15 protein-coding genes are annotated in these 16140 nt (G+C 40.7%); 11 read left to right on the forward strand and 4 right to left on the reverse strand.

The window, feature by feature from the left end:
• The first annotated feature begins 45 nt into the window (after positions 1–45).
• From BSR19_RS03345 to BSR19_RS03375, 7 genes are all read left to right on the forward strand, one after another.
• A complete protein-coding gene (locus BSR19_RS03345; RefSeq protein WP_156246570.1) occupies positions 46–1269 on the forward strand; it encodes a multidrug efflux MFS transporter in 1224 nt (407 codons plus the stop codon).
• Entirely contained in the window at positions 1259–1405 is a 147-nt protein-coding gene (rpmG, locus tag BSR19_RS03350; protein ID WP_002890443.1) for a 50S ribosomal protein L33, read from the forward strand. Before BSR19_RS03345 ends, rpmG begins: the two co-directional genes overlap by 11 nt.
• A 45-nt stretch (positions 1406–1450) precedes the next feature.
• Positions 1451–1687 (forward strand): preprotein translocase subunit SecG, encoded by a 237-nt coding sequence (gene secG / locus BSR19_RS03355; RefSeq protein WP_002886135.1) that lies wholly within the window; start codon positions 1451–1453, stop codon positions 1685–1687.
• A 62-nt stretch (positions 1688–1749) separates the two neighbouring features.
• Positions 1750–4203, forward strand: coding sequence for a ribonuclease R (gene rnr / locus BSR19_RS03360; protein ID WP_073950827.1), 2454 nt, complete (start codon positions 1750–1752; stop codon positions 4201–4203).
• 21 nt (positions 4204–4224) lie between these two features.
• Positions 4225–4689 (forward strand): SsrA-binding protein SmpB, encoded by a 465-nt coding sequence (smpB, locus tag BSR19_RS03365; protein WP_002885905.1) that lies wholly within the window; start codon positions 4225–4227, stop codon positions 4687–4689.
• 146 nt (positions 4690–4835) lie between these two features.
• A complete protein-coding gene (locus BSR19_RS03370) occupies positions 4836–6242 on the forward strand; it encodes a Cof-type HAD-IIB family hydrolase (RefSeq protein WP_037599247.1) in 1407 nt (468 codons plus the stop codon).
• A gap of 1 nt (position 6243) precedes the next feature.
• Positions 6244–6612, forward strand: coding sequence for a S1 RNA-binding domain-containing protein (locus tag BSR19_RS03375; RefSeq protein WP_156246571.1), 369 nt, complete (start codon positions 6244–6246; stop codon positions 6610–6612).
• A gap of 98 nt (positions 6613–6710) precedes the next feature.
• Here BSR19_RS03375 and BSR19_RS03380 read toward each other — a convergent pair whose 3' ends face one another.
• Entirely contained in the window at positions 6711–7793 is a 1083-nt protein-coding gene (locus BSR19_RS03380) for a M24 family metallopeptidase (RefSeq protein ID WP_156246572.1), read from the reverse strand.
• 313 nt (positions 7794–8106) lie between these two features.
• Between BSR19_RS03380 and ccpA the strand changes: the two genes are divergently transcribed.
• Genes ccpA through BSR19_RS03395 form a run of 3 tightly spaced genes read left to right on the forward strand, consistent with a single transcriptional unit; the run spans position 8107 to position 11363 of the window.
• Positions 8107–9108, forward strand: coding sequence for a catabolite control protein A (gene ccpA / locus BSR19_RS03385; protein ID WP_014634136.1), 1002 nt, complete (start codon positions 8107–8109; stop codon positions 9106–9108).
• Between the two features lie 59 nt (positions 9109–9167).
• Positions 9168–10235, forward strand: a complete 1068-nt coding sequence (locus BSR19_RS03390; protein WP_156246573.1) for an MmcQ/YjbR family DNA-binding protein — start codon at positions 9168–9170, stop codon at positions 10233–10235.
• 12 nt (positions 10236–10247) lie between these two features.
• The gene (locus BSR19_RS03395; RefSeq protein WP_156246574.1) at positions 10248–11363 is read left to right on the forward strand and encodes a glycerate kinase; all 1116 of its coding nucleotides are present in this window, start codon (positions 10248–10250) and stop codon (positions 11361–11363) included.
• A 30-nt stretch (positions 11364–11393) separates the two neighbouring features.
• Here the strand turns inward: BSR19_RS03395 and BSR19_RS03400 are convergent, their stop codons facing one another.
• Positions 11394–11849: a YueI family protein gene (locus tag BSR19_RS03400; RefSeq protein WP_048790536.1), complete on the reverse strand. Its 456-nt coding sequence runs from the start codon at positions 11847–11849 to the stop codon at positions 11394–11396.
• Positions 11850–12054: 205 nt separating this feature from the next.
• Between BSR19_RS03400 and eno the strand changes: the two genes are divergently transcribed.
• A complete protein-coding gene (eno, locus tag BSR19_RS03405; RefSeq protein ID WP_002886048.1) occupies positions 12055–13359 on the forward strand; it encodes a surface-displayed alpha-enolase in 1305 nt (434 codons plus the stop codon).
• Positions 13360–13508: 149 nt separating this feature from the next.
• Here the strand turns inward: eno and BSR19_RS03410 are convergent, their stop codons facing one another.
• Both BSR19_RS03410 and BSR19_RS03415 read right to left on the reverse strand, forming a co-directional pair.
• Positions 13509–13694, reverse strand: coding sequence for a hypothetical protein (locus BSR19_RS03410; protein WP_002890454.1), 186 nt, complete (start codon positions 13692–13694; stop codon positions 13509–13511).
• Positions 13695–13864: 170 nt separating this feature from the next.
• A complete protein-coding gene (locus tag BSR19_RS03415) occupies positions 13865–16045 on the reverse strand; it encodes an LTA synthase family protein (protein WP_156246575.1) in 2181 nt (726 codons plus the stop codon).
• Positions 16046–16140: the final 95 nt, after the last annotated feature.

Genomic DNA, 16140 nt, shown 5'->3' on the forward strand with positions numbered 1-16140 from the left:
CATTGTGATATAATGGATAGTGAATTTTAGAAAGAAGATGATTATTTGCGCCAAAAAGAGCTTAAAAGTACTGATTGGCAACGTAACCTTAAAATTGCATGGATAGGAACCTTTTTTACTGGAGCTAGTTTCTCCATTGTTATGCCTTTCATGGCCCTCTACATTGAGGAACTAGGTGTTAAAGGAGACATGGTTGAATGGTATACTGGTTTGTCTGTTGCCATCTCTGCTTTAGCCTCGGCCCTGGTTTCTCCTATTTGGGGACGCTTGGCTGACCGTTATGGCCGAAAGCCCATGATGATTAGAGCCAGCATGGTGATGACTTTTACAATGGGAGGTCTTGCCTTAGTCCCAAATGTTTTCTGGCTGCTTTTCTTAAGAACGCTGAACGGTTTGTTTGCGGGGTATGTTCCAAATGCCACAGCTTTAATTGCTAGTCAGGTTCCTCAGAACCGTTCTGGCTATGCCCTGGGGACCTTATCTACGGGCCTAACGGCAGGTGTTCTGATTGGCCCTTTGTTAGGTGGTACCCTGTCTGAGGCGTTTGGTATGAGAGGGACCTTTTTATTGGTGGGCCTCATTCTATTTATCTGCTGCCTCTTAACTGTCTTTGGTTTGCGAGAGAATTTTCAACCTATCGAAAAGGGAGAGATAATGACTCTTTCTCAGGTTTTTTCGAAAATTCCCAGCAAATCTATGTTGATTGGCCTTTTTGTGACCAGTATGATTATCCAGATTTCTGCCCAATCGATTGCGCCTATGTTGGCCCTTTATATTCGTTATTTAGGTCAGAGGGACAATATCCTGTTTTACTCAGGTTTAATTGTTTCTGCTATGAGCTTCTCTAGTCTCTTGAGTACCCCTTTTCTGGGAAAATTGGGAGACCGTATTGGGAATCATCGCTTGCTTTTAATGGGGCTATTTTATAGCTTCCTCTTGTATTTCCTTTGTGGTTTTGCCGGTTCAGCCTTGCAATTGGGTATCTTACGTTTTGCCTATGGCTTCGGTGTGGGTGCCCTTATGCCTAGTGTCAATTCTTTATTGACCAAGATGACACCCAAGGAAGGAATCTCAAGAATATTTAGCTTTAATCAAAGCTTTTCATACATTGGACAAGTTTTAGGTCCTTTTGTTGGTTCGGCAGTTGCGACTGGACTAGGTTATCGCTGGGTCTTCTTTGTGACCGCAATGATTGTCTTTGGAAATTTTGTCTGGTCCTTAATCATCTTTAGAAAATCGCTAGGAGTCAAGAATATAGGTGAGAGTTAAAATTAATTTAAAGTGTAGTGAATGTGGGAGCATCAACTATCTCACAAGTAAAAATAAACAAAATCATCCTGAGAAAATTCAGGTACCCAAATTCTGCCCCAAGGATAGAAAAGTAACCTTACATGTTGAATCTTAAAGGGTTCTATGGTAGAATAAAAAGGACTTTTTCGGAGGAATAACTATGTACGACTTATTATTAACGCTGCTCTTGGTGATGTCAGCTATTATTGTGATTGCGGTATTCATGCAGCCACAAAAGAATCCAAGTAGCAATGTCTTTGATGGTGGTGGGTCAGAAGCACTATTTGAACGTAGTAAACCACGTGGTTTTGAAGCCTTTATGCAACGCTTTACAGGAATCATGGTTTTTCTATGGATTGTAGATGCAATCGTCCTTTCCATTCTCTCAAGTAAGTAATGAGCTGACTGAGGTTGGCTCATTTTTTGCGTTATAGTCAATAAATAAAAGAAAAGGAAATCATGAAAGAATCTATTATAAATTATTTGAAGGAGCATGGGAAATCCAGTGTAAACGACATTGCCCAGGCTCTTAATCATGCTGGGGGAGAAAAGTTTCCTCAGCTCATCAAGGCCATATCAGCCATGGAAAGTAAGGGACAGTTGCGTTTTAATCGAGATGGCTCTGTTTCCTTGCGTCCTAAGAAAGAAAATCCAAATCAGGTGACTGTTGAAGGTGTTTTCCGTGCCAATAAGAACGGTTTTGGTTTCTTGCATGTCGATGACAGTGAAGATGATATGTTCATTGGTCGTAATGATGTTGGCCATGCCATTGATGGTGATACTGTTGCTGTTGTTATCAAGAAGCCAGCGGATCGTTTGCGTGGGACGGCAGCAGAAGCACGAGTTGTTGAAATTGTAGAACGTTCGCTTAAGACTGTTGTAGGGAAATTTATCCTTAGCGACGAGAAAGAACCTTATGCTGGTTACATTAAGTCTAAAAATCAAAAAATTCAGCAGCCAATTTATATTAAGAAAGAACCAGTTGCCCTAGACGGTACTGAAATTATCAAGGTTGATATTGAAAAATACCCTAACCGTCACTATGATTATTTCGTAGGAAATGTTCGTGACATTATTGGTCATCAAGGGGATGCTGGTATTGATGTCTTGGAAGTCTTAGAATCAATGGATATTGTTTCAGAGTTCCCAGAGGATGTCATGGCGGAAGCAGAAGCTGTACCAGATGCACCTAGTCAGGAAGACCTCCTTGGTCGTGTTGACCTTCGTCAAGAGGTGACCTTTACTATTGATGGAGCTGATGCTAAGGACTTGGATGATGCGGTCCATATTAAACGTTTGCCAAATGGTAATTTTGAGCTTGGTGTTCATATTGCTGATGTGTCCTACTATGTCACTGAAGGTTCAGCTCTTAACCGTGAGGCCGTAGCACGTGGGACTTCGGTTTATGTGACAGACCGTGTGGTGCCAATGTTGCCTGAGCGTCTTTCAAATGGTATTTGTTCACTAAATCCCAATGTTGATCGCTTGACTCAGTCAGCCATTATGGAGATTACTCCAAAAGGTAAGGTGGTTAATCATAAGATTTGTCAATCTGTGATTAATACAACCTTCCGTATGACCTACAGTGATGTCAATGAGATGTTGGCTGGAAATCCAGAGAAGATTGAGCAGTTTAAGCCAATCATGGACTCTGTATCAGCTATGGCAGAACTGCATAAGATTTTAGAAGACATGCGTGAGCGTCGTGGTGCCCTTAACTTTGATACATCTGAAGCTCGTATCTTGGTAAATGAGAAGGGGATGCCAGTGGATATCGTGGTGCGTGAACGTGGAACAGCCGAGCGAATGATTGAATCCTTCATGTTGGCTGCCAATGAATGTGTGGCAGAGCATTTCGCTAAGGCTAAGTTGCCATTTATCTACCGTATCCACGAAGAGCCAAAAGCTGAGAAATTACAACGCTTCATGGATTATGCCTCTATCTTTGGTGTTCAAATCAAAGGAACTGCCAATAAGATGGATCAACTAGACTTGCAAGAGTTCATGGCGCGAGTTCAGGGGAAACCTGGAGCAGAGGTGATGAATATGATGTTGCTTCGTTCAATGCAACAAGCCCGCTATTCAGAACACAATCATGGGCACTATGGACTTGCGGCTCAGTATTATACCCACTTTACGAGTCCAATCCGTCGTTACCCAGACCTCTTGGTTCACCGAATGATTCGTGAGTACACTAACAATATGTCTCAAGAAACACGTGAACATTTTGAAGAGGTTATTCCTGAGTTAGCGACATCATCTTCAACCCTTGAACGTCGTGCCATTGATGCCGAACGTGTCGTTGAAGCGATGAAAAAAGCGGAATACATGGAAGAGTTTGTTGGTCAAGAATTCGACGGTATTGTTGGAAGTGTGGTTAAATTCGGTATGTTTGTGGAATTACCAAACACCATCGAAGGTTTGGTTCACATCACGACCCTTCCAGAATTTTACAATTACAATGAACGTACCATGACACTTCAGGGTGAAAAAACTGGTAAGACTTTCCGAGTTGGTCAGCCTATCCGTGTCAAATTGACACGTGCGGATAAGGAAACAGGAGACATTGACTTCCAATACCTTCCAAGTGAGTATGACATCACTGAAAAAGTAGACCACAAGGCACGTCAGGAACGTGAAGAGAAGGCGAAAACCTTCCGCAATAGAGGTCCACGTCGTGACCGTCAAAATGGAGACTTCGAACGTCGTGGTAAACGTGGGGATAACCGTAACCGTCAAGATGGTAATGGTCGTAAAGGCTCTTATGACGAAAAACGTAAGTCATCTAAGAAACCAGACAAACGTAAAAATCAAAACCGTCCTCATAATGATAACAAGGGACGTGAGAGTGGTCGTCGTAAGAAAAAAGGGAACAAACCTTTTTACAAGGACGTTGCTAAAAAACGAAAATAGGATGAGAATGGAGGGACTGCTATGCCAAAGGGTGAAGGCAATGTTGTTGCTCAGAATAAAAAGGCTAGACATGACTATAGTATCGTTGATACTATTGAAGCGGGTATCGTGCTGACAGGAACAGAGATTAAATCTGTTCGTGCGGCCCGCATCCAACTTAAAGATGGCTATGCCCAAATCAAAAATGGTGAGGCCTGGTTAATCAATGTCCATATTGCTCCTTTTGAGCAAGGAAATATTTGGAATCAAGATCCAGACCGTACGAGAAAATTGTTGCTCAAGAAGAAACAGATCACCAAACTTCAAAATGATCTTAAGGGTACAGGAATGACTCTAGTTCCTCTTAAGGTCTACCTAAAAAACGGTTTTGCCAAGGTATTGCTCGGTATTGCCAAAGGGAAACACGATTACGATAAACGTGAGTCTATCAAGCGTCGTGAACAAGAGCGTGATATTAAACGTATTATCAAGAGTGTTAACCGTTAAACTGCCTATCATCTAAGACTACTATAGTCTTAGGTGATTTTTTGTTTTTGGCTTTAAGACATGATATAATGAGAGTACCATGCGGTCTTTAGTTAGGATACTAGCTATACCTGACTCTAGCTGTGATACTGTAAAGGAGATTAGCGATGCCAGTAGATGCTAAAACAAAATACAAGGCCAAGAAGACTAAGATTGTTTTCTTTGACATTGACGACACCCTTCGTGTTAAAAAGACAGGCTACATACCTGAATCTATTAAGGCTGTTTTCAAAGGGCTTAAAGAAAAAGGAATTTTGACGGGGATTGCCACAGGACGTGGCTACTATGGTGTCGTTGAGGACATTCGAGACCTAGAGCCCGATTATTTTGTAACCATCAATGGAACTTATGTGATTAATCGAAAAGGGGAAGAAATTTATAACCAGCCCCTAGCTCGTGAGGTTACAGAAGCCTTTGTTGCTTGGTGTAAGGAGATTGGGATTGCTTGGGGCTTTGCTGGTAAGGATAAGCCAGTTGTCTCAGAGCGTTCAGATTTGATTGATAATGCTATGAAACCAGTCTATGGTCTTTGTGATGTGGAGCCAGACTTTCACTTGTCGAATGATGTTTACCATATGTGGACTTTTGCGGAAAATGATGGTGACCTTGAATTACCAGAAGAACTCGCATCCCATGTCCGTATGGTACCCTGGCATGAACACTCCTCTGACGTCGTAGCAAATGGTATCTCAAAGGCCTCTGGTGTCGAGCATGTCTTGGAGCATGAAAATCTTAAACCAGTCAATGCCATGATGTTTGGTGATGGTCCAAACGATATGGAAATCTTTGACTATGTTGGACTTAAGATTGCTATGGGTAATGCCACACCAGAATTGAAAGAAAAAGCAGATTACGTTACAGGAACAATAGAAGAAGATGGCATTTTCAATGCCTTGGAGGAACTCGGATTGGTAGAAAAAGAACTTCATTTCCCACAACTTGACTTGGATACAGTAGAAGGTCCAGTCGCAACAATTAAAACAAATCATGGTAATTTGGTCATCAAACTCTTCCCTGATCATGCACCATTAACAGTTACTAACTTTGTCAATTTGGCCAAGAGTGGCTATTATGATGGTGTGATTTTCCACAGAATTATCAAGGATTTTATGATTCAAGGTGGTGACCCAACTGGTACTGGTATGGGTGGTGAGTCAAGCTTTGGTGGTAGCTTCCAGGACGAATTTTCTGAAGAGCTCTATAACCTCCGTGGTGCGCTTTCTATGGCTAATGCTGGACCAGATACAAATGGTAGCCAATTCTTCATCGTTCAAACGTCTGAAATTCCTTATGCTAAAAAGGAACTTGAACGTGGTGGATGGCCAGCACCAATCGCAGAAGCTTATGCTGAAAATGGGGGAACACCTCACCTAGACCGTCGTCACACAGTCTTTGGTCAATTGGTGGATGAAGACTCTTACAAGGTGCTTGATGAAATTGCCAATGTTGAGGTTGGCGCCCAAGATAAGCCACTTGAGGATGTTGTAATTGAAACAGTTGAGGTAGCAGACTAAGATGAAAATTGGAGACAAGCTTAGGGGTGTTATCACAGGCATCAAGCCTTACGGTGCCTTTGTTTCATTGGAAAATGGTACCACAGGCTTGATTCACATCTCAGAGATTAAGACAGGTTATATCGACAATATCTACAATACCTTAAAGGTAGACCAGGAGGTCTTAGTTCAAGTTGTTGATTTTGATGAATTTACACAAAAGGCCAGTCTTTCTTTGAGAACCCTTGAGGAAGAAAAAAATAAAATCCCTCATCGTCATCGTTTCTCTGATAGTCGTTTGAACTATGGTTTTAAACCTTTGGCAGAAGCAATGCCAGAATGGATTGAAGAAGGACTTGACTATCTTAGACAAGAGCATGAGGAGAAATAGCAAAAGCTGACTCACGATGAGTCAGCTTTTTATATGGCTTTTGAATTTGAGTGCAGACGAAAAGGTCCTCAACTTAATTGAAGACCCTTCTGGATTAATTAAACATCAAAATAGAGCAATTCTTTTGGTGTGTGTGTGAAGACTTCAAAGCCGTCTTTTGTAACATAACCACAGTCCTCGATACGAACACCAACTTTTTCAGGAATGTAGATACCTGGTTCAACAGAGAAGCACATACCTTCTTCGATAACCAAGTCATTTCCTTCCATGATTGAAGGAAACTCATGGACATCCATACCAAGACCATGTCCTAGACGGTGGTTGAAGTATTCGCCGTAACCAGCCTTTTCAATAACATTACGAGCCGCAGCATCGACTTCGTTGGCAGTTACACCTGGTTTGATAAAATCAAGAGCAGTGAGTTGAGCTTCCAAACAGATATTGTAGATATCTTTCTTGAATTGGTCAGGCTGACCGACAGCTACGGTACGCGTCATATCTGAAGCATAGCCATTCACCATACAGCCCAAGTCGAAGAGAAGAAGAGCATCTTTTTCAATTTTGTTGCTTCCAGGAATGCCGTGTGGGTTGGCTGCATTGTTACCAGTCAAGACCATAGTTTCAAAGCTCATTTCATAGCCCAAGCGTTTGATGCCAAATTCGATTTGAGCAATGATGTCTGTTTCAGTAACGTCAAGAGAGATATTGTCGAAACCGATATTAACAGCTTTATCAGCATAATCACCGGCAACAATCATTTTTTGAATTTCATCAGCTGACTTGATAACGCGCATTTTTTGAATGAATGGTGTCAAGTTTTCAAAGCGACCTTCAAAGACCGTTTGCAATCCTTGGAACTTAGTCACATTGAGATTGTCAAACTCTGCATAAATAATAGGGCTGTCTGTACTTGCTAGACCAGCTTTGATTTTTTGCCATGGATTTTCAGAATCCACATAACCAAAGACTGGAAAGTCGAGTACAGCAGAGGCACGTGCGACCTCAAGAGCAGGTACAAAGAGGGCAGGCTCACGATTTTCGTAGACGAAGAGGAACATTTGGCGTTCATGTGGGTCACAATCAAAACCAGTAAGATAATTGACAGTTACAGGATCTGAAACAATAGCTAGCCCTGCTTTATTTTCATTCAAAAAATGACGAATGCGATCAAGTTTAGACATAGAAAAAACTCCTTTGTATTTCTTACACTCATTCTGTCACTTTTATAGGGAAAATGCAAGTTGTTTTTTTGGCTTTTCATTAAATCATTTACTTTCATTGAGACTTTTTTAGGCTAGTTTTGTAAGCGATGGATAGTCTTGGAAACACGAAATGAGAGGCCTTTTTCTGAAACGGCTTTCTTCCTCGTAACCATAAAGAAGGAATCCCTTTCATTTTTTTGTAAAAAATCAGTCAAAATAATTGAAAGTGTTTTCAGAATCTGATACAATTAGCATGAATAAATGAGCGTAAAATGAGAAAGGAAGTGTTTTTATGAATACTGATGAAACAATTACTATATACGACGTTGCGCGTGAAGCAGGTGTTTCGATGGCGACTGTGTCTCGTGTGGTAAATGGAAATAAAAATGTAAAAGAAAACACCCGAAAAAAAGTGCTTGAGGTCATTGATCGTTTGGATTACCGTCCAAATGCGGTTGCGCGTGGCTTGGCGAGTAAGAAAACCACTACTGTAGGAGTTGTTATTCCAAATATTGCTAATAGTTATTTTGCTACTTTAGCAAGGGGGATTGATGATATTGCTACGATGTACAAGTACAATATTGTTCTTGCATCTAGTGATGAAAATGACGATCACGAAGTTACCGTGATTAACTCTCTATTTGCCAAACAAGTAGACGGTATCATCTTCATGGGTTACCACTTGACGGAAAAAATTCGTGCAGAATTTTCTCGTACCCGTACGCCGATTGTTCTAGCAGGAACAGTGGACCTCGAACACCAATTACCGAGTGTTAACATCGACTATAAAGCTGCCGTTGAGGATTCTGTAACGCAGCTTGCCAAGAATAATGAAAAGGTTGCCTTTGTATCAGGACCACTAATTGATGATATTAATGGCAAGCTCCGTCTAGCTGGTTATAAGGCTGGACTTGAAAAGAATAATTTGCGCTACAATGAAGGACTTGTCTTTGAAGCTAAATATAGCTATAAAGACGGCTTTGATTTAGCACAACGTGTCTTGAATTCTGGTGCCACTGCTGCCTATGTTGGAGAAGATGAATTGGCTGCAGGTCTCTTGAATGGCCTCTTTGCTGCAGGTAAATCAGTTCCAGAAGACTTCGAAATCATCACAAGCAATGACTCACCAATTACAAGTTACACACGTCCAAACCTTTCTAGTATTAATCATCCTCTCTATGATTTAGGGGCAGTTAGCATGCGTATGTTGACTAAAATCATGAATAAGGAAGAGCTTGAAGAAAAAGATGTTATTCTTAATCACGGTATTACCTTACGTCAGTCAACAAAATAAAAAAGGAGTTGGGACATAAGTTTGTCTCAACTTCTCTTTTTTAGAAAAAGGGAGAACCAATGACTTTTGAGGATGCTTATTTTAAAAAGAAAGTCCTAAAACCTGATAGCCTAGAGCCTTTTGGTTTTACAGCTACCGAGCAAGGCTATGAGTTCAGAAAAACACTGATAGCTGAAGAACTTGAAGCTCGATTGTTTATTGATTTAGAAGGTAAGTTGACGGGACAGGTTGTCGATAGTGATCTTGATGAGCCTTATGATATCTTCAGGAGTCCTCAGGCTACTGGAACTTACGTTGGTCAAGTCAGAGAGGCTTATGGAGAACTTCTGTCACAGGTAGCTGATTCTTGTTATGAAGATCAATTATTCTCATCTCCACAAGCTAATCGTCTGGCTAAATTTTTAGTTCAAGAATTTTCAGACCAAGCAGACCATCCTTTCGAGAAAGAACCAAGCTATCTATCTTTTAGAGTTGATGGTAAATGGTATGCCTTGTTTTTTCCTCTTAAGGGCGAAAAACTAGGGCTTGATGGAGAAAAGGCAGATTTAATATATGATGTGGTTAACCTCAAGGTTAATCCTAAGCAAATGGATAAACTCTTGAAAATGGAAGGGGTTTTCCCTAGCTACCATATGTCCAAGAAGACCTGGATTAGTCTTGTTTTAGACGAGACATTGTCGGACCAAACCATTATTGAGCTTCTTAGTGACAGTCGCTCCCTAGTGGCCCCCAAACATCTTAGAAAGGCTTTTGAGCCTCATTATTGGATTATCCCGGTAAATTTGAAATACTACGATATTGGAGAGGAGTTCTCCACAAATGAGGAGATTCTTTGGACACAGAAAGCTAGTATGCAAAAGGGAGATTTGGTGGCTATCTATATTACGGCACCTACCAAGGCCATCCGTTACCTCTGTCAGGTTTTAGAAGCGAATATCCCTAATCAAGGTTATCGTGAAGAGGCGAGTATTAAGGATTTGATGCGGATTAAACCCTTATACACCTTTAATGACACCGAATTTGACAGTGATAGACTAAAGAGTTTAGGGATCAAAACTGTTCGAGGTCCAAGACATATGACAGATGAGTTAGTTCAGTCCTTATCCCCTTACCTAAAAGAAAAATAGAAGGAGGACATCATGCGAATTTTGATTGCACCTGATTCCTTTAAGGAAAGTTTGTCTGCAAAAGAGGTCGCCTTAGCTCTTAAATTGGGCTTTGAAAAGGCCTTACCCGACACTGAATTTGACCTCATGCCAATAGGTGATGGTGGCGAGGGCACCTTAGATGCTCTTGCTGAAAATCTAAATCTTGAGAAGAAAAGTATCAAGATTCCTCATACCTATACAAGTGATGGAAGTGTTTCTTTTGCCAGCAATGGCCAGACTGCCGTTTTTGAAATGGCTGCGATTTGTGGCTTGGAACAGATTCCTAAGGATAAACGAAATCCTCTAGCTCTAACGACACAAGGCGTGGGTGAAGTAATTGTTCATTTGGTTCAATCTGGCATCCGAGATTTTATCATAGGCGTAGGTGGGTCTGCTACCAATGATGGTGGTATTGGTATGGCATATGGATTGGGTTATCGTTTTTATGACTCTCAGGGACAGGAGCTTGAGCCAATAGGTGCTAATCTTGGTCTTATTAAAAAGGTATCCTCTAAAAATAAGATTGATTTGTCTGGTGTTACTATTCATCTGATTACTGACGTAGATAATCCCTTGTGTGGTCAAGATGGAGCGACCTATATTTTTGGTGGACAAAAAGGCCTAGCTCCTTCACAATTTAAAAAGGTTGACCAAGACATGACACAATTCTACGAAAACTTTGCTCCTGAGGTTTTAAAACTGGCTGGTTCAGGAGCCGGAGGAGGCATGGCAGCGGGTTTAGTAGCTTTTGCAGGCGCAGAAATTAAATCAGGGATTGACTTTGTACTTGATTGCGTTGATTTTGATCAACGTGTGAAGGAAGTTGATTTGGTCATAGTTGGTGAAGGACGTATGGATAGCCAGTCCTTGTCTGGTAAAGCACCGGTCGGGGTGGCTAGGCGGACACCATCAGCTATTCCCGTCATTGCTATCTGTGGTAGTTTGAAGGATGACTTGCCTGATTTTCCAGTAGCAGGTATCTCAGCTGCTTTCCCTATCATTGGACAAGTATTAGAGTTAGACCAAGTTTTAGCTACCGCTAAGGAGAATCTCTATCGCACAGGACTCAATATTGGGAATGTCATCAAGCTCAGTAAAACATTGTGATATAAGAAAAAGCTGACTTTGCATCAGCTTTTATTTTCCAAATAGTTTAGCAAAAAATCCCTTTTTTTCAAGGATAGGTTCAGTTTCACTAGGAGTAAGGATATCAGGATAGAGCTCTGAAAATAACACTTTATCAAGATTCTCTGCATGATTACTATGTACGATAAGACCGTATGGTGAATGGGCCTTGGCCTCGTCAACGATAGTTGCAGAAATATTTAGTGCTTGAGCGGTCTTGATATAGGTAAATTGTGTCTGGTCGGCTAATTTTGGCGAAAGTTTGAGACTAAGATTAGGGTAAACGGCTAATAAGTCTTTTAATATTTGCGGAAAATTGTCAATTACAGTTTTCTTTTCGGTATTTTCCAATAGAACAGCTAGGACTACACGTTCCGCATAGGTTCCAAAATACTGACGAAGTTCATCGGGATTTAGGCGTTTTTCGCCACTAGCGCATTGGAGCACTTTGTTTTCAAGTGAAGTCATAGGAATCTCCTCTTAGTTTTCTACTTGTATTATACAATATTTTGAATTCCTTTTCATTTGAGTTGCTTTCTGAGATTTTCAAAAACAATTGAAAATATTAAAAAATAGAAAATCGCTAGAAAATTCTGGTTTTAATTTGCTTAAGCCTTGATATTATGGTAATATATAGGTGTAAAAAATTTTAACTCATAAGGAGAGTATTGTAATGTCAATTATTACTGATGTTTACGCACGCGAAGTCCTTGACTCACGCGGTAACCCAACACTTGAAGTAGAAGTTTACACTGAATCTGGTGCATTCGGTCGCGGTATGGTTCCTTCAGGAGCTTCAACTGGTGAACACGAAGCAGTAGAACTTCGTGATGGTGACAAAGCTCGTTACGGTGGTCTTGGTACTCAAAAAGCAGTTGATAACGTAAACAACGTTATTGCTGAACACATCATCGGATTCGACGTACGTGATCAACAAGGTATTGACCGCGCAATGATCGCTCTTGACGGTACTCCAAACAAAGGTAAACTTGGTGCCAACGCTATTCTTGGTGTGTCTATCGCTGTAGCACGCGCAGCTGCTGACTACCTTGAAGTTCCACTTTATAGCTACCTTGGCGGATTCAACACTAAAGTTCTTCCAACTCCAATGATGAACATCATCAACGGTGGTTCTCACTCAGACGCTCCAATCGCTTTCCAAGAATTCATGATTGTACCTGCTGGTGCACCAACATTCAAAGAAGCTCTTCGTTGGGGTGCTGAAATCTTCCACGCACTTAAGAAAATCCTTAAAGAACGTGGACTTGAAACAGCCGTAGGTGACGAAGGTGGTTTTGCACCTCGTTTCGACGGAACTGAAGATGGTGTTGAAACTATCATCAAAGCTATCGAAGCTGCTGGATATGTACCAGGTAAAGACGTATTTATCGGATTTGACTGTGCATCATCTGAATTCTACGATGCAGAACGTAAAGTTTACGACTACACTAAATTTGAAGGTGAAGGCGCTGCTGTTCGTACTGCTGCAGAACAAATCGACTACCTTGAAGAATTGGTTAACAAATACCCAATCATCACTATCGAAGATGGTATGGACGAAAACGACTGGGACGGTTGGAAAGCTCTTACTGAACGTCTTGGTGGTAAAGTTCAATTGGTTGGTGACGACTTCTTCGTAACTAACACAGCTTACCTTGAAAAAGGTATTGCAGAACACGCTGCTAACTCAATCCTTATCAAAGTTAACCAAATCGGTACTTTGACTGAAACTTTCGACGCTATCGAAATGGCGAAAGAAGCTGGATACACAGCAGTAGTATCACACCGTTCAGGTGAAACTGAAGATTCAACAATCGCTGATATCGCAGTTGCAACTAACGCTGGTCAAATCAAGACAGGTTCATTGTCACGTACTGACCGTATCGCTAAATACAACCAATTGCTTCGTATTGAAGACCAACTTGGTGAAGTTGCAGAATACCGTGGTTTGAAGTCATTCTACAACTTGAAAAAATAATTCTATAGTCATATAGAATAAAAAGAGGTTCCTTAGGAATCTCTTTTTTGTGTTTCTAAAGAATCTTAGATTGTGTTATGCATTGTCTCTAAATAGAAACTCTAAACACAAAAAGTCCCCTCAATCTTATTGATTGAGGGGACTTCGTCTTAGAACAGACCTTTAATCTTGTCTAAAGCTCCACTAACCATTTCGTTACCTGAAACAAGAGATTTAGCTTGGTCGAAGTATTCGCCCAAATCATCTTTATTGTCATCGACAAACTTTTTAGCAGCTTCGAAATCTTTCTTTTCGATCATTTCTTTTACTTGGTTAAATAGGTCCATTGGATTCATATCTGTTCTCCTTTATAAGTTTTCTTACAAACTCTATTTAATCACGCTTATAGTAAACTAGCAAGAAATATGTTTGAGGCGAGTGCTATGAGGGTTTTGATTTTCCAGTTAAGTACGATTGATAATTGTTTAATCTAAAAAGGCAGTCCAAACAGGACTGCTTTTAAGGCTTATTGTTGTTCCGTTGAGGAGCTACTTGGCTCTGATTCACTTGAACTTGAGCTCGACTCAGATTCTGTAGGATGTAGTTCCTTGTAAGATGGGGTCTTGAATAGATCAGCTGTTGATTTATTGCCTTTTTGTTTGTAGAGGCTGGTTGATTTATCTTTCAGCTTTTTATTGATTTCTTTTAGTTGATCCATCTGTTTAGTGTAGGAAATCTTGCTAGAATCAACAGGCTTCAAACCGTTTGGCGTATAGAAACGAAGAAGGTCACCTGTTTGAACAGCGTCACTCATCGAAAGTTGAGTTGCTACTGCCTTACGAATGGCTTCGTTATCTTTTTTAGTTGTCTCATCAGGGTTGGTAATTTCTTCCCCTGTTTGAGTGTTATAAAGTCGACCAGAGTAGCTGGTGTATTGAGGAGTAACATATTGACCTGAGGTTCTAAATGCGACGGTTTGCTTATTATCAGGAGATAGGAGGTCTTGTCCCATCTGGATATAAGAGCTAGTGTCAACGCCAAGAACGTGAAGGAGAGTTGGAAGGGCATCAACCTCACCACCAAAGGTGTTAGAGATACCACCACCAGTATAGCCTGGAATATGAATCATGTAAGGAACACGTTGAAGCATGGCTTTATCATAGTTTGACCAAGTTTCAGGGTTCTTACCGAGAAGTTCAGCAAGATTGCTGCTTCGTGTATCAGAGATACCATAGTGGTCACCGTACATGACAATAATCGAGTTATCGTAAAGACCGGTTTCTTTGAGGTAATCAAAGAAGTCTTTGATTGCTGAGTCAAGATAGTTAGCTGTTGCAAAATATCCGTTGACTGTCTCGTCTTTTGTTTCGGCAAGTGGGAAACCTTGTTCCTTTTCATCGCCTGAGAGAGAAGTATATGGGTAGTGGTTAGATACTGTAAGGTATTTAACGTAGAAAGGTTGTTGCATTTGTTCCAGATACTTGATGGAATCTGGGAACATGTACTTGTCATTTAGACCATACTGGAAGGAGTTTTCATCAGTTTTTTCAGTGAAGGCTGATGAGTCAAAGAAGTAGTTATACCCCCATTGTTTATAGGTATTGTTACGATTCCAGAAGGATCCAGTGTTTCCGTGGAAAACAGCTGACGTATAGTCACCTGTTTGAGCTAGGATAGATGGCGCAGCATAGGCTGTATTGGTACCACCATAGTTTACCATGTATGACCCTGTGCTTAGTCCAAAGAGAGACGTTTCCATCAAGGTTTCAGCATCAGAAGTTTTACCTGATTTTACTTGGTGGAAGAAGTTTGAAAAGGCCAGAGTTTCATTTGAGTGATAAATGGAATTGATGAATGGTGTAACCTCATAGTCTTGACCGTCTACTTTGAGCTTGTAATCAATGAGGAACTGTTGGAAGCTTTCCAAGTGAATAACGATGACGTTTCTTCCTTTAGCAATTCCGTAATACTTAGGGTCAGGTGCCGCATAGTGCTCCTTAACGTAAGCCTCAACCTTTTTCATATCCTCAGCTGTTGCAGATGAACGAGCCTGTGAAGCTTGATAAGTTAAGTTACCAGAATAGGCTGTGAAGAAGGGAAGCCCCATAGCACGGACAATATAGTTATTTGAGAAACCACGTGTCAACAACTCGCCACGGTTAACTTCCGCTAAGAAGAGGTTAACTGAGAGTAGGAGTGTTGATAGTGCAGTAACTGCGAAACTAGCTCGTTTATTAAATGGCTTGCTGTCCATTTTAAGCTTTTTCCTGAAACCAGCATAGATGAAGAAAGGAACATCAATCAGGTAGAAAATATAGCTTGGCTCAAGAAGGTTCTTGGCTGAGTCTCCTAGTCCTGCTGCCGAACTAGAACTTGCTAGGATGGTATTTACAGTGATGAAGTCTGTAAACTCTCCAAAGTAAATCACATTAGCAATAAGTAAGAGGTTAAGGATGACATAGATAGCAATGGTAATGCTATAAAAGAAACGTCGTTTCTTGAAGTATAGTCCTAAACCTAGAAGCATTAATCCTAGTGGAATAGGGTTAATCAGCGAAAGCATAACCTGATATCTGCTTTCCAACTCAAGATTAATGTTGACGTAATAAGCGAATATGGTTTTTAGCCAGTAAAAGAAGAGTAACAAGAGGATAAATCCAAGTCTTGATGAAACTCCTTTCCAAAAGGCTTCAGTAATTTTTTTCAAAGTAATACTTCCTTTGATTCTATATTATCTTAATCATTATACCAAATAAGATAATGACTCTCAAAAATTTACTGCCATTGAGTGTGATATTCCTT

Source organism: Streptococcus salivarius, from assembly GCF_009738225.1.
Taxonomy (GTDB): Bacteria; Bacillota; Bacilli; order Lactobacillales; family Streptococcaceae; genus Streptococcus.